The 19,035-nt window shown below is 69.1% G+C and carries 18 protein-coding genes; 12 read left to right on the top strand and 6 right to left on the bottom strand.

From position 1 onward, the window contains the following. Positions 1 to 9: 9 nt before the first annotated feature. Together trmB and hemW are read left to right on the top strand one after the other, a co-directional pair. Positions 10 to 1,035, top strand: a complete 1,026-nt coding sequence (gene trmB / locus D4740_RS05640; RefSeq protein WP_119836177.1) for a tRNA (guanosine(46)-N7)-methyltransferase TrmB — start codon at positions 10 to 12, stop codon at positions 1,033 to 1,035. Next, positions 1,032 to 2,288: a radical SAM family heme chaperone HemW gene (gene hemW, locus D4740_RS05635; protein ID WP_119835985.1), complete on the top strand. Its 1,257-nt coding sequence runs from the start codon at positions 1,032 to 1,034 to the stop codon at positions 2,286 to 2,288. The genes trmB and hemW overlap by 4 nt, the downstream gene beginning before the upstream one ends. Positions 2,289 to 2,411: 123 nt before the next feature. On the opposite strand, the gene D4740_RS05630 is transcribed toward hemW, so the two are convergent. Beyond that, a complete protein-coding gene (locus tag D4740_RS05630; protein ID WP_182911352.1) occupies positions 2,412 to 3,686 on the bottom strand; it encodes an ATP-binding protein in 1,275 nt (424 codons plus the stop codon). A 534-nt stretch (positions 3,687 to 4,220) separates the two neighbouring features. Between D4740_RS05630 and D4740_RS05625 the strand changes: the two genes are divergently transcribed. From D4740_RS05625 to D4740_RS05600, 6 genes are all read left to right on the top strand, one after another. Further along, a complete protein-coding gene (locus D4740_RS05625; RefSeq protein ID WP_119835984.1) occupies positions 4,221 to 4,694 on the top strand; it encodes a PTS sugar transporter subunit IIA in 474 nt (157 codons plus the stop codon). A 39-nt stretch (positions 4,695 to 4,733) separates the two neighbouring features. After that, positions 4,734 to 5,036: a PTS sugar transporter subunit IIB gene (locus D4740_RS05620; RefSeq protein ID WP_119835983.1), complete on the top strand. Its 303-nt coding sequence runs from the start codon at positions 4,734 to 4,736 to the stop codon at positions 5,034 to 5,036. Between the two features lie 48 nt (positions 5,037 to 5,084). Beyond that, positions 5,085 to 6,470 (top strand): PTS galactitol transporter subunit IIC, encoded by a 1,386-nt coding sequence (locus D4740_RS05615; RefSeq protein WP_119835982.1) that lies wholly within the window; start codon positions 5,085 to 5,087, stop codon positions 6,468 to 6,470. Positions 6,471 to 6,556: 86 nt separating this feature from the next. After that, complete coding sequence (locus D4740_RS05610) at positions 6,557 to 7,237, top strand: class II aldolase/adducin family protein (RefSeq protein ID WP_119835981.1); 681 nt, start codon at positions 6,557 to 6,559, stop codon at positions 7,235 to 7,237. Between the two features lie 60 nt (positions 7,238 to 7,297). Further along, entirely contained in the window at positions 7,298 to 8,314 is a 1,017-nt protein-coding gene (locus tag D4740_RS05605) for a dihydroxyacetone kinase subunit DhaK (protein ID WP_119835980.1), read from the top strand. Between the two features lie 11 nt (positions 8,315 to 8,325). Further along, positions 8,326 to 9,126, top strand: a complete 801-nt coding sequence (locus D4740_RS05600) for a dihydroxyacetone kinase subunit L (protein WP_119835979.1) — start codon at positions 8,326 to 8,328, stop codon at positions 9,124 to 9,126. 18 nt (positions 9,127 to 9,144) lie between these two features. Here the strand turns inward: D4740_RS05600 and D4740_RS05595 are convergent, their stop codons facing one another. Together D4740_RS05595 and D4740_RS05590 are read right to left on the bottom strand one after the other, a co-directional pair. Further along, positions 9,145 to 9,852, bottom strand: a complete 708-nt coding sequence (locus D4740_RS05595) for an alanyl-tRNA editing protein (protein ID WP_119835978.1) — start codon at positions 9,850 to 9,852, stop codon at positions 9,145 to 9,147. Between the two features lie 148 nt (positions 9,853 to 10,000). Then, positions 10,001 to 11,029: a sugar-binding transcriptional regulator gene (locus D4740_RS05590; RefSeq protein ID WP_119835977.1), complete on the bottom strand. Its 1,029-nt coding sequence runs from the start codon at positions 11,027 to 11,029 to the stop codon at positions 10,001 to 10,003. Between the two features lie 175 nt (positions 11,030 to 11,204). On the opposite strand from D4740_RS05590, the gene D4740_RS05585 reads away from it, so the two are divergent. Beyond that, positions 11,205 to 12,032, top strand: a complete 828-nt coding sequence (locus tag D4740_RS05585; RefSeq protein ID WP_243106664.1) for a hypothetical protein — start codon at positions 11,205 to 11,207, stop codon at positions 12,030 to 12,032. Here the strand turns inward: D4740_RS05585 and D4740_RS05580 are convergent. Then, complete coding sequence (locus D4740_RS05580; RefSeq protein ID WP_119835976.1) at positions 11,980 to 12,753, bottom strand: potassium channel family protein; 774 nt, start codon at positions 12,751 to 12,753, stop codon at positions 11,980 to 11,982. The two genes, D4740_RS05585 and D4740_RS05580, sit on opposite strands and share 53 nt — an antisense overlap. Positions 12,754 to 13,014: 261 nt before the next feature. Between D4740_RS05580 and D4740_RS05575 the strand changes: the two genes are divergently transcribed. Then, a complete protein-coding gene (locus tag D4740_RS05575; RefSeq protein ID WP_119835975.1) occupies positions 13,015 to 14,424 on the top strand; it encodes a sodium:proton antiporter in 1,410 nt (469 codons plus the stop codon). Positions 14,425 to 14,548: 124 nt separating this feature from the next. On the opposite strand, the gene D4740_RS05570 is transcribed toward D4740_RS05575, so the two are convergent. After that, the gene (locus tag D4740_RS05570; protein WP_396027231.1) at positions 14,549 to 15,655 is read right to left on the bottom strand and encodes a DUF3097 domain-containing protein; all 1,107 of its coding nucleotides are present in this window, start codon (positions 15,653 to 15,655) and stop codon (positions 14,549 to 14,551) included. A gap of 250 nt (positions 15,656 to 15,905) precedes the next feature. Here D4740_RS05570 and hrcA point away from each other — a divergent pair, with 250 nt between their 5' ends. Together hrcA and dnaJ are read left to right on the top strand one after the other, a co-directional pair. Then, positions 15,906 to 17,006 (top strand): heat-inducible transcriptional repressor HrcA, encoded by a 1,101-nt coding sequence (gene hrcA / locus D4740_RS05565; RefSeq protein ID WP_119835974.1) that lies wholly within the window; start codon positions 15,906 to 15,908, stop codon positions 17,004 to 17,006. A 63-nt stretch (positions 17,007 to 17,069) separates the two neighbouring features. Then, positions 17,070 to 18,194 carry a molecular chaperone DnaJ gene (dnaJ, locus tag D4740_RS05560; RefSeq protein ID WP_119835973.1) on the top strand — a complete coding sequence of 375 codons (1,125 nt, stop codon included), beginning with the start codon at positions 17,070 to 17,072 and terminating at the stop codon, positions 18,192 to 18,194. Here dnaJ and D4740_RS05555 read toward each other — a convergent pair. Then, positions 18,181 to 19,032 carry a YggS family pyridoxal phosphate-dependent enzyme gene (locus D4740_RS05555; protein WP_119835972.1) on the bottom strand — a complete coding sequence of 284 codons (852 nt, stop codon included), beginning with the start codon at positions 19,030 to 19,032 and terminating at the stop codon, positions 18,181 to 18,183. The genes dnaJ and D4740_RS05555 overlap by 14 nt on opposite strands. Positions 19,033 to 19,035: the final 3 nt, after the last annotated feature.

The raw sequence follows: 19,035 nt of genomic DNA, 5'->3' as shown, positions 1-19,035 counted from the left end.
GTGAGCTCCGTGCCAGGACAGCAGCACCCGCCCCGCTCTCACGCCATCCCCTCCCGGGTGCGCTCCTACTCGCGCGCCGGGGGGCGCCTGCGTCCCGGTCAGGCCCGGGCGCTGGCGCGCCTGGCGCCCCGCTACGTGGTCCCCGTCCCCCGGGCTGACGCCGTGCGCACGGTCAGCCCGGACTTCCGCCTGGACCCGGAGCAGGTCTTCGGTCACGTGGGGCAGGTGCGCCCCCTGGTGGTGGAGGTCGGTCCCGGCAGCGGTGAGGCCCTCCTGGCCCACGCCGCCTCCCGTCCGGAGTGTGACTACCTGGCCGTGGAGGTGTGGGAGACGGCTGTGGCCCGCCTGGTATCGGCTATTAGCCGCCAGGGGCTGCCCAACGTGAGGGTGGTTCCCGCCGACGCCGCCCAGCTCCTGGCCACGGCGCTTCCGGTAGGCTGTGCCAGCGAGGTCTGGGTGTTCTTCCCTGACCCGTGGCGCAAGCCCCGACACCGCAAGCGCCGCCTGGTGACGACGAGCTTCGCGGACTCGGTGGCGCGCGTGCTGCGTCCCGGCGGCGTGTGGCGCATGGCCACGGACTGGGCGGACTACGCCTGGCAGATGCGCGACGTAGCGGAGGAGGTCTCCGCCCTGCCCCAGGGCATACGTGCTGACGACACCCTGCCCTACTTCCGCTACGACGACGCGGGTGCCCGAGCGGACCTGGGGGTGCAGGCAGCTCAGGAGGGCAGCCTGGGCAACGGGCTCGACCCGGGCTCCCCGGCCGGGATCCGGGGCGGGTGGTCCCCGCGCTACGCCGGGCGGGTCATGACCCGCTTCGAGAAGCGGGGTCTGGAGGCGGGCCGAACCGTGCGTGACCTGACGGTGACACGTACCGAGGTCCCCTGGGAGCCTGGCAGGGGTGCCAGCGTGCTCCAGGCCCTCCAGGACCAGGCGCGCTCGTGGCAGCAGCACGAATCCCAGCCTTGGCACCTGCGTGACGCCACCCCGCTGGGCAGCCTGGCGGGTGCCAGTGGCTGCCGGTCGCAGTCGTGAGTCCCTCCCAGCCGCAGGGAGCGCCCCTGAGCGGGCCCAGGACGCTGCCGCCGCAGGTGCGGTCGGCACTACCGGCGGGGGACGGGCCGCGCCCCTTCAGCGTCTACCTGCACGTGCCCTACTGCCGGGTGCGGTGCGGGTACTGCGACTTCAACACCTACACCAACCTGAGCATGGGAGCGGGAGCCTCCGCCGCTGACTACGTGGGTACCGTGGCTGTCGAGCTGGAGGCGGCGCGGGCGGCTATGGAGGAGGCGGGGCTGCCTGCCAGGCCCGCCCGGACGGTGTTCCTGGGCGGAGGTACGCCCACGGTGCTGCCTGCCGGGGACCTGGCGGCCCTGCTGGGCCTGGTCCGTGACTGCTTCGGGCTGGTCCCGGGCGCGGAGGTCACCACGGAGGCCAACCCGGACTCGGTGGACCAGGCCTACCTGGAGACACTGGCCGGGGCAGGGTTCACCAGGGTGTCCTTTGGTATGCAGTCGGCGGTGCCCCACGTGCTGGCAGTCCTGGAGCGCACCCATCAGCCTCATCGGGTGCCTCTGGTGGTGGACTGGGCCCGCCGCTGCGGCCTGGAGACCTCCCTGGACCTCATCTACGGGGCTCCGGGGGAGTCCCTAGAGGACTGGCAGCGCTCCCTGGAGGCGGCTCTGGAGATACAGCCGGACCACGTCAGCGCCTACGCCCTGGTCATCGAGGAGGGGACCAGGATGTGGGCGCAGGTGCGGCGCGGCGAGCTGGTCGAGCCCAGCGACGACGACGAGGCCACCAAGTATGAGATGGCTGACGCGGCCCTGACCGCCGCTGGCTACCAGTGGTATGAGATCTCCAACTGGGCGCGGCCGGGACGGGCCTGCCAGCATAACCAGGCCTACTGGCGTGACTGGGACTGGTGGGGTGCGGGGCCGGGAGCCCACTCCCACCTGGGAGACGTGCGCCTGTGGAACACCAGGCACCCGGTGGCCTGGGCGGGGCAGCTGGCTGACGGGAGGCTCCCGGTGGCCGGGCACGAGATCCTGGACGCGCAGGCGCGTCGGTTGGAGCAGGTGATGCTGGCCGTGCGTCTGCGTGAGGGCCTGGACCTGCGGGCGCTGGAGCCGCAGCACCCGGAGCGCCTTGTCCCGGTCGTGTCCACCCTGGTGGGTGACGGCCTGCTCGACAAGGCCGCCGCAGCCAAGGGAAGCGCGGTCCTCACCCTGCGGGGGCGCCTCCTGGCCGACACGGTGACACGGGCGCTGGTCCAGGGCGGTACCTGAAGGCGGCGGGGTCCGGACCCGCCCTGAGCGTCCTGAGGCAGGGCCGACACACTGGCGGGGTGCTGGGGTGCTGTGGCTGGCCCCAGACCCGCCTGGTCTCCTTCTCCTTGTCGATGCCCGGGGTCAGGGGCGGAGCAGGTGCAGCGGGAAGGTGAGCGTGCCGTCGGGCAGGGTGGCGGTGAAGCCTGTTCCGGTGATGACAGCCCGGAACGCTGGTGGTGGGGCGTCGATCTGGGCGACGGCAGCTGCGAGGCTGGCAGCGCCCTGCTGCACCTGCCCGCCTCCAAGCTTCACCTCGACCGCGGCCCAGCGACCGTCTGGCAGCGAGAGGATGGCATCGATCTCGTACCCGTTGGAGTCGCGGTAGCGGGAGACGGAACCTCCCAAGGCCTCCGTGTAGACAAGCAGGTCGTGGATGACGGCGGACTCAAACAGGAGGCCCAGGGTCTCCAGGTCCGCAGTCAGGTCGTCTGCGTCAGCACGCAGGGCCACAGCAGCCAGGGAGGGGTCCGCCAGGTGGTATGCGGGAGAACGACGCAACCGGGCCCTGGACCGCAGGGGGGTCGCCCAGGGCTGGACGCGCTCAATCATGAACACCCGTTCCAGGAGCTCCAGGAGCTTGGCCATGGTTCCTTCGGAGGGAGCGGGCAGGACCCGCGCGATGTCCTTGCGCAGGGTCGCCTGCGAGACCTCGGTGGCGGTGGACCGGGCCAGGGCAGCGATCAGCTGCTCGATGACGACTGGCTCTGAGCGAAGGCTCGACAGGCGGTTGAGGTCAGTGGTGGCGGTGTCCTTGATGTAGCTGTCCAGGCTGTGCGCCACGATGTCCCGTGGCAGGGAGACGAGCCTGGGAAAACCAGGGCGAAGGACCCCGGCGACCACCTCGGTGAGCGGGACGGTGGCCAAGGAGGCCTGCGGAGCGGCTCCGTCAAGGAGGTCGTGCAGGCAGACGCCGTCGGAGTCGAGGTCGCCGTTCTTCTCCGCCCAGGTCATGGTTCGCTGCCGGACGCGGATGAAGCGGGCGGCACCCGTGTGGCGTGCGGGGTCGGTTGCGGGGACTGCGGAGCCGGTCAGGATGAAGTGGCCGGGCTCGGCGGAGAAGTCAACCTCCCGGCGCGCTAGGTTCCATACCTGGGGAATAGTCTGCCACTCGTCGAGGAGCCGAGGGCTGTCCCCGACCAGCAGCATCCGTGGGTCGATCTGGGAGGCTGCCTGCGCCTCTGGCGTGTCGAGCAGGATGTAGGAAGAGGAGTGGTGGAGACCCGTCATGGTCTTGCCGCAGCCGCGCGGACCTTCCAGGATGACCGCTCCGACCGTGCCAAGAGCGCGGCTGACGAGCGGGTCCACGGCTCGTGGTAGGTAGGTGACTCCGGTGACCGCGCTGGTGTCCACAGCCATATCCTAGCCTGGTGGGGACTTTGCAGGGTTCCTGGTGGGGACTTTGCAGGGTTCCTGGTGGGGACTTTGCAGGGTTCCTGGTGGGGACTTTGCAGAAGCTGTGCGGCCTGTCCGGCGGCTGCGGCCTCGGACAGGGTGTGTGCTGAGGGGAATGGGGTAGGGGTGCAGGCGGTGAGAGGCGTCCCCAGGTCGGTGCAGGCACGTCCTGGAGGGTGTCAGGGCAGGGGGACGGGGAGAAGGTTATTGACATCGGTGCAGATGTTGTCTCTGGTTAGTGTCCGCGCCACGGCTGCTGTCTTGGCGGCGATGCCTCTTTTGCCCGGTACGGAGTGGGAAAGCGGCTGTGGATCCGTTGCCCAGCGGAGGTCTTATCGGATGTCGGATGAACAGATGTTCGCGAAGCCTATTGTCAGGGGCGGCCGGACCTCCTAAGCTGGAGGCACGTTGCTGGATCAAGGTGGATCGCGGTGACGCTGTCAGCGGGTTGGACCGCGTGGCAGGTCCTGGCGTTCCGCCCGGAGCCGAGGAGGCGCTGTGCACCGGGACCTGCTGAGAAGGGAGCTCGTCTTCCTGGACTGGTCCGAGCCTGATCAGAAGGCTGTCCTCAACCGTGTCTCGGTGGCACTGGAGGACAGGGGCTACGTGCGTCCCTCCTTCGGGGCGGCTCTGGTGGCTCGTGAGGAGGCCTATCCGACGGCACTGCCCCTGGCCCCCGAGGCTGTCGCTATCCCGCACTGCGACCCCGAGCACGTTGTGGTCCCGTTCATCGCCTTACTGCGCCTGGGCGCGCCGGTGCCCTGGCGGGAGATGGGGCGCGACCAGGTCGTCCACGACGTCCGGCTCGTGCTCGTCCTGGGCCTCACCGGCAACGGCGGGCACCTCGAGACGCTGCAGCAGCTGCTCCAGGCTCTCCAGCAGCCGGGGCTGACGACGACGATGCTGGCGGCCCGCACCGCCGAGGACTACCTCGGGGCCGTGCGAGAGGCCGTGGCAGGCGGCTCGTCGTAGCCCTGACATCCAGCCAGACTCACGGAGGTACAGATTCCCATGACGACCAAGGTTGTTGTTGCCTGCGGCAGCGGTGTCGCCACGTCGCAGACCGTCGCTAGCAAGGTCAGCAGGATGCTCAAGGAGGTTGGCGTCGAGGCCGACGTCCAGGCCGTTGACCTGAAGTCCGTGGACCGCCACCTCAGGGACGCGGCCGCCTATATCTCTATCGTCCGGGGTTCTCCGGGCGCAGGCGTGCCCGAGATCAACGGGATCGCCTTCCTGACCGGGGTCGGACAGGACGAGGAGATGGCCAGGCTCGTGGCCGCGATTCGGGCGAGCCAGGACCCGGCCCTCACCTGAGGGCAGGTCCTTCCAAAATCCTTCCAGGACTCCTCAGGAGGTGACACCATGCAGATTCTTCAGGGATCAGTCGAGTTTCTGCTCTCTCTGGGAGCAGCCGTGTTCGTCCCCGTCATCATGATTGCCGCCGGCCTCGCGGTCGGTATGCGGGCCAGGGAGGCGCTGTCGGCGGGAGTCACCCTGGGCGTGGCCTTCTCCGGCATGACGATGCTGATCGGCTACATGACCGATGCCATCACGCCCGCGGCCCAGGCCATGTCCACCACGGTGGGCGTGGACCTTCCCATCACTGACGGCGGGTGGACCACCATGTCCACCATCTCCTGGTCCTGGCCCTACGCCTTCCTCATGTTCCCCCTGGTCGTGGGCATCAACGTCGTGCTGATCCTGGCCAGACAGACCGAGACCTTCAACGCGGACCTGTGGAACGTGTGGGGCAAGATCTTCACCGCCGTCGCGGTCTACTCCATCACCGGAAACGTCGGGCTCGCCTTTGTCCTGGCCGCGGTCCAGACGGTGTTCGAGCTCAAGGCCGGCGACTTCCACCAGCACCGGGTGGAGGCGATGACCGGGATACCGGGGGTGACCATTACCCACCGGATGGTCTTTATCGCGGCTCCCATGTACCTCGTGGACTGCCTGCTGCGCCGGGTCCCCGGGCTGGACCGCTCCTTCAACGCCGCCGACCTGCGCAACAGGATCGGCATCCTGGCGGAGAACCACGTCCTGGGATTCATCCTGGGCCTGCTCTTCGGCGTGCTGGCCCGGTTCGACGTGGCTGCCACGCTCACCCTGGCGGTCCAGGCCGCCACCGCACTGACGCTCTTCCCGGTGATCTCCAGGTACTTCATGCAGGCGCTGGAGCCCATATCGGAGGCCATATCGGAGTTCATGAGGGCGCGGTTCAGGGACCGTCGGCTCTACGTGGGGCTGGACTGGCCCTTCCTGGGCGGGTCCAACGAGATATGGATCGCCGTCATCTGGACGGTCCCGGTCACCCTCCTCTACTCCTTCTTCCTGCCAGGCAACGGCATTCTTCCCTTCGCCGGGATTATCAACATCTGCGTGGCCGTAGGGGCCTTCTTTGCCAGTCGCGGCAACATCATCCGGATGATCATCCAGTGCACGATCTTCGCACCGGTCTTTCTGTGGGCCGGGACAGCCTTCGCCCCCTTCATGACCGAGCTGGCCAACACCACCAGGGCGGTCGACCTCGCAGCGGGGCAGTCCATCTCGAACTCCTCCATCGACGCACCGATCTTTACCTACTCCCTGTCCCACCTCATGCAGGTGGTAGAGGGAAACTGGCTCCCCCTGGGGATCTTCCTGGCCTGGCTGCTGTGCTTTGTCCTCTACTCGCGCAGTCTCGTGCGGGAGCGCGACCAGGCCCGCGCCGAGGCCGCGGCAGGCGGGGCGCCCACCGTCCAGGCCTGAGCCGCCCCCGGGTGCCCCGGGACCCGCCTGGGACCCGGTTTCTTCCGTCACCCATCCATACCTGACTATGCAAAGGAGCACCATCCATGCTGGAGCTGTTGAAGAAGGACCTGTGCGAGATCGGCAGGCGTGCCCAGCACGACGGCCTGTGTAAGCACAGGTCGGGTAACTTCTCCGTGCGTGACCAGGAGACCGGTCTCGTCGCCGTCTCCCCGGCGGGGCTGGACCGCGACCAGATGAGCCCGCGCGACGTTGTCGTCTTGGACGGCCAGGCTCGGGTCGTGGAGAACGAGTCCGGGTTACGTCCCTCCAGCGAGGCCCTCATGCACCTTGAGGTCTACCGGGTTCGCCCCGAGGTCGTGGCCGTGGTGCACACGCACTCGGTGTACGCCACGAGTTTTGCCGTGCTGGGCAGGCCGATTCCGGCCATCGTCTACGAGGTGGCCAGCCTCGGGCTGTCCCGGGGACGGGTCCCGGTAGCCCCCTACGCGCGCCCCGGCACCCCTGGGCTGGCTGCTTCCGTGGCCCAGGCGGCCCGGGAGGCGGACTGTGTGCTGCTGGAGAAGCACGGGACCGTCGCCGTGGACTCGCGCGGCATCTACGAGGCCTACCTCAAGGCCGCCTACATCGAGGAGCTGGCGCAGCTCTACCACCACAGCCTGGTCGCCTCCGGTGGGCAGGAGCCGGGCAGCCTGACCCCCGACGAGCTCGGTGCCTGGTCCTACCCGGAGGAGATCAGCCTGCCTGAGGGCCAGGCGCCCAGGTGAGCACGACACCACAGACACCAAGAAGGACACCGACTGGAACCGACTGGAAAGGACACTGCCATGAAGAAGCTGCTTAATACCGCCGACTCCTTTGTCCGTGACACCATGGAGGGCATTGAGGCGGCCTACGGAGACCGGGTGGGCCTGCTCGACGGCGACTACCGGGTCCTGGTCTCGCGGTACCCGACCCGCCAGGACAAGGTTGGCGTCGTCACCGCAGGGGGCAGCGGGCACCTGCCCCTGTTCCTGGGCTACGTGGGCCAGGGCCTGCTGGACGGCTGTGCCGTCGGGGAGGTCTTCGCCTCGCCCTCGGCGCAGAAGATGGCTGACATGATCCGGGCCTGCGACCGTGGCCGCGGGGTGCTGTGCCTGTACGGCAACTACAACGGGGACCTGTTCAACTTCCGGATGGCCTGCGACGACGTCGACCTGGACGACATCGAGACCCGCCAGGTGCTGGCCCGTGACGACGTCGCCAGCGCGCCCCCTGAGGAGGCCTCCAGGCGGCGCGGTGTAGCCGGGCTGGTCCTGGCCTTCAAGACCGCGGGAGCAGCCGCGCAGGAGGGTCTGGGCCTGGAGGAGGTCGCTGCCGTGGCACAGCGCACGCTGGACCGTACCCGTACCATCGGGTTCGCCCTGTCCCCGTGTGTCGTGCCCCGGGTCGGTGAGCCCACCTTCAGCGTCGGCGAGGACGACATCGAGGTCGGCATGGGCATCCACGGCGAGGCGGGTATCGAGACTCGGCCCATGATGAGCGCCCACGAGGTGGCTCAGCTCGCGGTGGAGACCATTGAGGCGGACATGCCCCTGTCCGAGGGCGAGGAGGTCTGCGTCATGGTCAACGGTCTGGGGGCTACCCCGCTGGAGGAGCAGCTCATCGTCTACCGCAGCGTGCACTCCTTCCTGAGCGCCCGCGGGGTCAGGATCGTCATGCCCCACGTGGGGGAGTACGCCACCTCCATGGAGATGGCGGGCCTGTCGGTGACAGTCCTGCGCCTGGATGACCAGCTGCGCAGCCTGCTTGAGGCTCCGGCGGTCTCTCCGTTCTACGCCGCCGCCAGCGTGGGTGCCAGGTAGGAGGACGCGCTGTGCTTACCACGGACACTCTTTCCGAGGTCCTCACCTCCATCAGTGCTGTCATGACGAGCAACCGCGACTACCTTGTCAGGCTGGACCAGGTGGGCGGTGACGGCGACCTGGGCGTCTCCATGGACGACGGGTTCGCGGCGGTAGCCGACTACCTTGGCAGCAGAGAGCCAAAGGACCTGGGCCAGGCCTTCCGGCAGGCGGCGCGGGTCCTCAACGAGGCCGCGCCGTCCTCCCTGGGGACGATCCTCAGCTTCGGCCTCATGGGGATGGCCAGGTCCCTGCGAGGAGTGACCGAGGCGGACCTGTCCCGCACCACGGAGGCGCTGCGGGCTGGGACACAGACCATCATGGCCCGGGCGGAGTGCGCCCCGGGGGAGAAGACGCTCCTGGACGCGCTGCTGCCCGCTGTGCAGGCGCTGGAGGAGGCTGTCGGTGCGGTGGCGCCGCCGCGGGCGGCGGAGGACACGGAGGACACGCAGCGGGCGGGAGAGCCTCTGCTGCGTGAGGAGCACCCTTGGGCGCTGGCGGAGACGGTGCCTGTGGAGGTGGGGGAGGGGCAGCCCCGAACGGCAGACCCAATGACTGCAGATCTGGTGACTGCCGCCCTTGGCAGGGCAGCCCGGGCTGCGGCTGCGGGCTCGGCCGCAACCCGGCAGATGCGTGCCGTCCACGGACGCGCGGCCTACTCCGCCGACCGCAGCGTTGGTGCCCTGGACGGCGGGGCCGAGGTCGGCAGGCTTATCTTCGAGGGCATCCTCGCCTGGAGGACGGCTCGTAGCGGTCGTACCGGGCAGGAGTGAGCGGGGCGCGTCCGGGTTCTAGGCGTGGCGGGAGACGTAGAGGCGGGTCAGCCCGCGCCCCTTGCGGCGGCGCCTGACGTGGAGGTCGCCGCCGATCTCGCTGGTGGAGGTCACGTGGGTGCCGCCGCACGGGATTGAGAACTCTGCCGCCCGCCACAGCCGTAGCCCGCTGTCCTGCCTCTCGATATGGGCGTCCAGGGCCGCGTCTCGTAGCTGCCTCACCCTGGTCTCGATCTCGGGGAGGGACTGCGCGCCGATGTCGGCGCTGAAGTCGAAGCGCGCCGCCTCGCCCTCGATCTGGCAGCCCCTGGTGACCACCGGCAGGTCACGGCTCTGGAGGTGCTCGCTGACAGCGATGTAGAGCAGGTGGGCCAGGGTGTGGGTCCTCATGTTGTCGTAGCGGCGCTGCCAGTCCAGCTCGAGGTCGACCACGTCCCCGACGTCCAGGTCGTGGCCGGGCAGGGTATGCATAACCACTGCCGCGACGGGCACGGCGGCGCCAGTCCCCACCTGCTCGAGGCGGACCCGCTCGCGGCGCAGGCCTGCCACCTGGTGGCCTGCGACGCGGCCGGTGTCGGCGGCCTGTCCGCCGCCCTCGGGGTAGAACAGCGTGCGGTCCAGGACGACATCCTCTCCTGAGACCTCGGTGACTGTTGCTGTCGCCCTGGTCATATAGGGGTCGTCGTTGTACAGGAGCTCGGTGTGATCGTCAGGGCTGGTCGTCATGTGCTGGATCTTCCTTACAGGATGTCTGTGTACAGCTCGCCCCGGTCGGGGAAGTCGGGGAAGAAGGTAAGGACCGTGCTGCCGTCTCCTAGGGACTCTAGCAGTCTCTCACCTGGCTGACTTCTCCAAAAATAAACGATGCGGGACGCTAGCCCCTGGTCGGCGTACCTCGGCCGGGAGCCGCCCCGGCCCTGATGTCGTGGCCCCTGGTCCTGATCTCGTGGACGTGCTGGAGGATCGAGGAGGCGGTCTCGTCGTCGGTGACCAGGCCGTTGAGGATGCCGCCGCGTACCGCGCTGACGATGGCCTCCACCTTGTCGCTGCCCGCCGCCACGCCGATGACCAGGGGGATCTTCCTGAGGTCGCGCAGCGGCAGGGCGAGAGTGCGCGCCGTCAGCGGCGTGGGCACGTGCCGCCCGCGGGCGTCGAAGTGGTGGTCAAGAATGTGACCGGTGGCACCGCCTGCTCGGATCGCCTCCCTCACTTCCGCCGTGAGGTACTCCGCCAGGATGTTTCCTGCCCCGTGGGCCTCGATCCCGGCAACCCCCACCAGCGCCACATCGGCCCTCGCAGCCAGGGCCAGGACGGTGGCTACCTTCTCCTCGCGCATCAGCGGCTGGAGCAGGGCCGGATCGTCCACCATGAGAGGGACCGCCATTCGCGCGGTCTTGGCTCCCAGTCTCTGGGCGATACGGCTGCACACTGTAGGAGCGTCCCGGCCCCAGGCGGGCAGACCGCCGGGAACTGACCCCAGCAGCTGGACGATCGTGCACCCTGTGCGGGGGACCGGGCGCAGATGCCGCGCCGTGGCGGCCACCGAGCGCCCGTTGCCCACGGCCACCACCTGGCCGTCCGTGACGGTGTCGGTGAGGAGCTCGGCGGCGCTGCGTCCGATGGCGTCGAGGATATTGTCGTCGTGTGTCGGCGTGACCCGGACAACCTGAAGGGGCAGCGCCTGGCGCAGTCCCCGCTCGACAGACAGGATCCTCTCCAGCGGGTGCGAGATGGAGATCGTCACGATTCCCGTCTCCCTCGCCCGGGTCAGCATACGAGAGACACTGGCGCGCGAGTATCCCACCCTGCGGGCGATCTCAGCCTGAGTGAGCTGCTCCTCGTAGTACATGCGCGAGACCCGCAGCAGCAGCTCGATGTCGTCTCGTCTGCCAGCGTCGGCCACAGCACCATCGTAGAGCCTGTGCCCCGGTCGCAGCAGGGTCCGGTGCCGGCAGCCGGACGCAAGGTGCTGGAATAGGTGCTACAGAGAGGTGCCTGGTCGCGGTCTTTTCGGGCGGGGACACAGGGCGACGGCACAGATGGCAGGGGGCGCCGTGGAAGTGCGCCATGATAGGTCCATGACAACACCTTCAAACCCTCAGTACCCCAGCCAGTACCCTGGTGCCTCCGACCAGTACCCCGGTGCGCCCCAGCCCCAGCCCGGCTACGGCCAGTGGGGAGGCCAGCCTGGTGCGGCACCGGGATACGGCCAGCCGGGCTATGCCCAGTCCGGCTACGGTGTGCCCGGCTACGGTGCGCCGACAATTCCCGCCATGGGGGTAGGTGACGGCCTGTCCTGGGCCTGGTCAAGGCTCATGGCCAACCCTCTTGTGCTCTTCGTCGGCATCCTCGTCTGGACGGTCCTGTCAAGTATCGGTTTCAACGCGGAGACGACAGTCAACGGTGAGACCTACAGCTACGGTCTTGGGCTGGGTCTTCTGGGTAGCCTGCTCAGCTTTGTACTCCGTCTGCTCAGCAGCATCGCCCTGGCCAATGTCGCGCTCAGGACAGCCGCTGGGCAGCGGGTGACCTGGAGCGACCTCGTGTCCTTCCCGAACCTGGGCGGAGGACTCCTCGCAGGTCTCCTCACCTCTCTGGCTGTTGTCCTGGCCGGGGTCCTGACCTTCTTCCTCCTTGGCGCCGGTGGGATCATCGCTGCCTACCTGCTGTACTTTGCCGTCTACGTCACCACGGACAAGGGGGTGAACGGCATTGAGGGCATAACTGCCTCCACGAGCCTCCTCGCTGGCAACGCAGGACGGCTGGTCCCCTTCGCGCTGGCCGGGTTCGGCCTGCTGGTCCTTGGTGTCATCACGGTCGTCGGCTGGGTCGTCACCGTCCCGCTTGTCACACTCATGACTGCCTACGCCTACGTGCGGGTCCAGGGCCACGACGTCGCACGCTGACTCGGTTCGTGGGGACCATGGGGCGGCGCGGCCCAGGGCGCTGGAGGGCAGGAGGCTTGGGACGGGTGCTGGGAACCGGGGGTGCCGACCCTTCCCCGGGCACCTGGTCCTGCGGCTCCTGGTCCGTGGCTCGCTCCACGATCCAGGACGACAGTGTTGCCGTCACTGCACCGATGAGGGCAACTCCGGTGATCATGAAGACCATGGCCACTAGCCGCCCGGTGGTCGTGACCGGCGCGATGTCGCCGTAGCCCACGGTGGTCATGGTGACCAGGGACCACCACAGGGCGTCACCGAGGCTGGTGATCGTCGCTCCGTCTACTGAGCGCTCTGCCTCCAGGACGGCCAGCGACCCTACCCAGGCGAGCAGAACCGCCCCGCTGGCGGCGTAGACGATGACCTTGCCGCGCAGCGCCCTGCCGACTGTGCCGTGGAACACCCGTAGCACCACCACAAGGCGCAGCAGCCGCAGCGGCCGGAGCACGGGCAGTACCACGACCACCAGGTCGAGCAGGTGGTGAGTGACCCAGTGCCACCGGTGGGTGGCGGCACGCAGCCGCACCAGGTAGTCACCGAGGAAGCACGCGCTCACCGCGAGGCTGGTTGCCTCCGGGATCCTCGGTGGCAGATCCGCGACGACCTCCCAGGAGTACAGCCCTAGGTAGGCCACCGCCACCAGGGTCAGGAGCAGGTCGGTGCGCTGTTGCCGCGTGCGCCTCATGGTTGCCGATCGTAGTGTCGGCAGCGGCTGGCGATCGTGCTGGCCTGCGCCGGGGGCGCTTCCCGGAGCCCTGAGCGCCCCCGCCGCCTCGACCCCGCGTGACAGGTGCGCCCAGGCAGGAGTACAGTCGCAGGCGTTTGCCCTCGTGTGCCCACGTGTCGGAACGTGCCTGGGTGCCGTTCCGGATCCTGAGCCGGGCGCCACGTGGCGGACTCCGAGGCTGTCAGCACCTGCTGGTAGCCGCTGACGAAGGAGTGATCCGTGCACCTGGAGTGGTGGTCTGTCCTGCCCTTTGCGGCCATGCTGGCCAGCATCGCCGTCCTGCCCCTGGTCCCCGCCACCTCCCACTGGTGGGAGAGACGCTCTAGCCAGCTGCTCGTGGCGCTGGGGCTGGGACTGCCAGTAGCCGCCTGGATGTGGGTGGCCGGGGGCTGGCAGGTCGTCTTCGCCTCCGTGGTGGAGTATGCCCAGTTCATCGCCTTGCTCCTGTCCCTCTTCGTGGTCTCCGGGGGGATCTTCCTCAAGGGGGACATCCGGGCCACGCCGCGCAACAACGCCATCTTCCTGGCCGTCGGCGGGCTCATCGCCTCCTTCGTGGGGACCACCGGTGCCGCCATGCTGCTGATCCGTCCCCTGCTGGCCACCAACAGGGAGCGGCGCTACCGGGTCCACACCGTGCTGTACACGATCTTTATCGTGGCCAACTGTGGCGGGCTGCTCACCCCGTTGGGAGACCCGCCCTTGTTCCTGGGCTTCCTGCGTGGTGTGCCCTTCACCTGGACCTTCAGCCTCCTGCCGGAGTACCTCTTCGTCAACGGCATGCTGCTCATCAGCTACTACGCTCTGGACTCCTACTACTATGCGCGCGAGCCTGCCGCTGCCGTGGCTGCCGACGAGACCGACATCGAGCCTCTGGGGCTCAAGGGGGCGTTCAACTTTGCGTTCTTCGCCGTGATCGTCGCCGCGGTTGCCTTCGTGCCCTCGGTGGACGTCGAGGCTGTTGAGTCCGGCCATGCCACCCTGATGTCGTGGATTCCGCTGCGTGAGATCCTCATGCTGTCTGCCGCTGCCGCCTCTTTCCTGCTGGGTGACCGTGAGACCCGCTTTGTCGACAACCAGTTCACCTGGGCACCCATTGCCGAGGTCGCGGCCCTGTTCATCGGCATCTTCCTCACCATGATCCCGGCCCTGCACTACCTGGACGAGGTTGCCGGGCAGCTGCCTCTCAACGAGGTGACCTTCTTCGTGTTTACCGGGGGACTGTCCTCCATGCTAGACAACGCCCCTACCTACGCGACCTTCTTCGAGATGGCGGGGCAGGTCGCCCATCCCGGCGGCGCGACGGTAGCGGGCGTGCCTGAGGCCTACCTGGTGCCGATCTCCCTGGGAGCCGTGCTGTGCGGGGCGATCACCTACATCGGTAACGGCCCCAACTTCATGGTCAAGTCCGTGGCCGACGCCGACGGTGTGGACATGCCCTCCTTCGGCGGCTACATGCTGCGCTCCTTCCAGCACCTGGTTCCGGTCATCACCGCGATGGTCCTGCTGTTTCTCGCCCCGGGCGCCTGGTGGCGGGTCCTGGGGGTCGTGGTGGTCGTGGCCCTCCTGGCCCGTGACGTGAGGCTGCTGACCCGCTCGCGGCGCCTGCATCTGGCTGACCCGCAGGAGTAGGCGCATCGGGTGCGCTTAGGTGGGCGTGCCCGGTCAACAGAAACGTCATAGGACAACACGAATTCGTGTTGTCCTATGACGTTTCTGTTGACCGGGGTGAGTGCGTGCCCGTATGTTGCCGGACTCAGCGCGTCCCGGGAGCCGTGACGAAGTCGATCAGCTCCTCCATGCGTCCCAGGAGGCTAGGCTCCAGGTCCTTGTAAGAGTGGACCCGCCCCAGGATCCGCTTCCAGGCGTGGGCCACGTCCGCCTGGGAGTCGTGCGGCCACCCTAGGGCCTCCAGCGTCCCGTGCTTGATGTCGGTGCCGTGCGGCACCTGTGGCCAGGCCCTCAGACCCAGGCGCTCGGGCCTGACCGCCTGCCACACGTCCACGTAGGGGTGGCCCAGGACGAGGATGTTGTCGCCCCCGGGCATTGCCGCGACCTCCTGGGCGATGCGCGACTCCTTGGACCCGGCCACCAAGTGGTCCACGAGCACCCCGGCGCGCCTGGTGGGAGAGGGGGCGAACTCAGCCATGACCCGCGCCAGGTTGTCCACGCCCTCCAGCAGGAGGACCACGACCCCCTCGTGGCGCAGGTCGTCCCCCCAGACCTTCTCCACCAGCTCGGCGTCGTGGCGGCCCTCCACCCAGATCCGTGAGGCGCGTGCCACCTTGGCTGCCCCGGTCTCCTCCCCCTCTACGGCGTAGGACCCCGAGGCGGTCAGCCTGCGACCCGAGGCGCTGCGCGGACCGGTGGGTCTGCGCCTGGCAGGTGCGGGCGGCTCCAGGAGTACGGGGCGGCCCTCCACCCAGAACCCCGGCCCCAGGGGGAAGGCGCGGCGGGTTCCGTGGCGGTCCTCCAGGACCACCAGATGCTGGCCGCCCGACTTCTCCACCGCGACCACGGCTCCCACGAAGCCGGTCTGGCGGTCCTCAACCACCAGACCGCGCGAGACCCGCAGGGGGGCTGACTGCGGGCGCACTGCTGCCGGACCTACCCGGTGCGGGTCGGCCGACAGCACGTCGCTGCCGTAACGGTCGGTGGAGGAGGGCTGCCGCAGCGGACCCTGCGCCGATGAGGTCGGCGCAGGGGAGGGCGGATCCGGAGGAGCCTGGCCCGCTGCCGTCGTCCGGCTCGTCCCCGCACCTGGCACCTGGGTGGTGCGTGCCTGAGCACGTGCACGCAGGGCGGCGCGCCGCGCCGCAGTCGAGCCGGGGACTGGCTGGCGGTAGGGAGCGGGAGTGTTCACCCTCGGCACGGTAGGGGAACCTCACGGCCTGCAGGCGGCGGACCCGCCGTCGGGCGGCGTAGGATGGCACTCACACCCGGTGAGTGCCAGATGTGCCGCAGGCAGCGGCGCATCCAGCGCGGAGCCGACGCCGGGCAGACGGAGCCAGTCAGGGCCGGGCGGAGCCTAGGGCGCACGCCGCCCGGCGGCGCGCCGTAGGCCCGTAGGGCTGTGTTGCCACGGGAAGTAGCCACAGGAAGGAGACGGGCGCATGGCAGACGACCGCCGCCTCAAGGTCCTGTCTGCCATCGTCACCGACTACGTGCGCACCCGTGAGCCCGTCGGGTCCAAGGCGCTGACGGAGCGTTATCACCTGGGGGTCTCCCCGGCCACTATCCGCAACGACATGGCCAGCCTGGAGGATGAGGGCTACATCCTCCAGCCTCACACCTCCGCCGGCCGGGTGCCGACGGAGAAGGGCTACCGCCTCTTCGTGGACCAGGTCGCACGTGTCAAGCCGCTGTCGCCGCCGGAGCGGGCCGCTATCGCCGCGCTCCTGACGGGCGGGGTGGACCTGGAGGAGGTCGTGGCTCGCACCGTGCGCGCACTGGCCCAGTTGACCGGACAGTTGGCGGTGGTGGAGTACCCCAGCCTGAGGCTGACAACCCTCCAGCACCTGGAGCTCGTGGCGCTGGCCCCCGGCCGCGTCCTGCTGGTCATCATCACCGACACCGGCCGTGTGGAGCAGCGCACCGTCACCCTACCCCCCGCACATGAGGAGCACACGGATCTGCCCCGGTCACAGCCGGTGCCTCCGGCGGTCTTGGAACGGGTGCGTGCCCGGCTCAACTCCGCGCTGGTGGGACGCCGGGCGGCCGAGGTGGCTCCGGTACTGGCATCCCTGGCCCGGCAGGTCTCTGCCGAGGAGCGGCTCCTCCTGACGGCGGTGACTGACGAGCTCGTCTCGGCGCTACGGCCGGATGCCGAGGAGCGTCTAGCCGTAGCCGGGACCGCAAACCTGGCCCGTGCTGTCCCCGACTTCTCCTCCCTGGGCCCGCTTCTGGACGCCGTCGAGGAGCAGGTGGTCCTGCTGCGCCTGTTCACTGAGTCCTCTCTTCGTCGTGAGCAGGGCGGGATGAGGGTCTCGATCGGCTCGGAGAACGACGACGACGCCCTGGCCGAGGCCTCGGTCGTCACCGCCGGATACGGACCGACGCAGGGCGACGCGATTGCGCACCTGGGGGTGATCGGTCCCACCCGCATGGACTACCCAGCCACCATGGCTGCGGTGCGGGCGGTAGCCCACTACCTCTCCCGCTTCCTCTCCCCGCCCCGGGAGGAGCGCTCTGAGCAGGACCAGGAGGGCTGGTAGCCAGCCCTGCCGGGACGAAGACCACGGACCTATCCCACGACGGACACGAAGGAAGCGCACGACGTGAGCAACTACTACGAGGTCCTGGGCGTCAGCCGCGAGGCGGACGCTGAGGAGATCAAGAAGGCCTACCGCAGGAAGGCTCGTCAGCTCCACCCTGACGTCGCGGGACCGGGTCACGAGGAGGAGTTCAAGGCGGTCTCCACCGCCTACGAGGTCCTCTCCGACCCCGAGAAGCGTCAGATGTACGACCTCGGTGGCGAGGAGGCGCTGCACGGGGGCGGGTTCGGTCCGGGCGGGTTCGCCGGTGCCGACTTCGGTGACCTGGGAGGGATCTTCCAGTCCTTCTTCGGGGGTGGTGCCGGCTCCCGCGGCCCTGCCTCACGCGCCCGACGCGGTCAGGACTCCCTGGTAGCCGTGGAGGTCGAGCTCTCCGACGTCGCCTTCGGGGCCACCCGTACCGTCCCCGTCGATACCTACGTGGTATGCACCACTTGTGGGGGCTCCTGCTGCGCACCGGGCACGGACCCGGTGACGTGCTCCCAGTGCAACGGGACGGGCACTATCCAGCGCATGACGCGTACGCTGCTGGGCCAGGTCATGACCTCCTCGCCCTGCCCGGGATGCCAGGGTTATGGGACGGTCATCGTCACCCCCTGCAAGGACTGCTCCGGGGAGGGTCGCAAGCACGCCCACCAGGACCTGGAGGTGGCGATCCCAGCGGGAGTGTCCACAGGGACCCGTATCCGCATGTCGGGTCGCGGGGAGGCTGGCCCCGCGGGCGGACCCAACGGCGACCTCTACCTGGAGATCCACGAGAAGCGCCACGACTTCCTGGAGCGTGACGGCGACGACCTCTACACCGAGCTGCGCGTGCCCATGACAGCGGCAGCCCTGGGGGCGAGGTTCCCCCTTCAGACCCTGGACGGAGAGCGTCAGGTCACTGTCAAGGCGGGAAGCCAGCCCGGTGACGAGATCGTCCTTGACGGCCTGGGCGTGGGCAGGCTGCGCCGCAAGGGCAGGGGGGACCTGCACGTGACGGTGGTGGTGGAGACCCCGACCGGTCTTGACGAGCGCCAGCGCCAGCTGCTTGCCGAGCTGGCCAGCCTGCGGGGGGAGGACGACGTCGCCCCACCCAGGGAGGAGTCCGTCATGGGCAAGCTCAAGGAGCGCTTCACCGGGCGGTGACCCCACCCGTGCCTGTCTGCGGCGGAGTGGGGCGGGCACCGAAGATCGCCTGCCCCACACGCACACAGGTCGAGCCCTCCTCGACGGCCGTCTCAAGGTCCCCGCTCATGCCCATGGACAGCAGCCCCGGCCCCACAGTTCCCGCCTGTGCTGCGTCGTCACGCAGCTGGCGCACCAGGCGGAAGCACTCACGCACACGCGCCTGGTCCGTGGTGTGGGCCGCCAGGGTCATGAGGCCCTGGACCCTCAGGGCAGGGTAGGCCTGGAGCCGTGCCAGGAAGTCCGGGACCTCAGCGGGCTCCAGGCCGAACTTCGAGGTCTCGCCGGAGGAGTTGACCTGGACGTAGACGTTCAGGCTGCGCCCGGCAGCCTGGAGGCGGCGGTCCAGGGCCTGGGCCAGGCGCAGGGAGTCCAGCGACTGGAGCTCAGCGGCGAGGGCTGCCGCGTCGCGGGCCTTGTTGGTCTGGACGTGGCCGATGAGGACCCAGGCGATCCCCAGGTCGGCCAGGCTGCCCGCCTTGCGCCGTGCCTCCTGGACCTTGTTCTCACCCATCTGGGTGGCGCCCGCCGCGTAGGCAGCCCTCAGCCGCTCCTCCGGGACAGTCTTGGACACGGGTAGCAGGCGGATTGCCGCCGGGTCGCGGCCAGCCCGGCGGGCAGCGGCGTCGATGCGGGCACGTACGGCGGCCAGCCTGCGGCGGAAGCTCTCCACCGACGCGGCGGTATCGGTGCCGACGGAGCTGGTAGCGCCTACCAGGGTGCTGTCACCGATGGGTACCGAGCCGGTCCCGTTACCGGCCTCGTCGGGGACGCCGGTGGGTACGGGAGAAGATGTCATGGG

The organism is Actinomyces sp. 2119 (assembly GCF_003591215.1).
GTDB lineage: Bacteria > Actinomycetota > Actinomycetes > Actinomycetales > Actinomycetaceae > Actinomyces > Actinomyces lilanjuaniae.
Note: the sequence above shows the minus strand (reverse complement) of the source record. Positions and strands in the feature narration are given on the sequence as shown.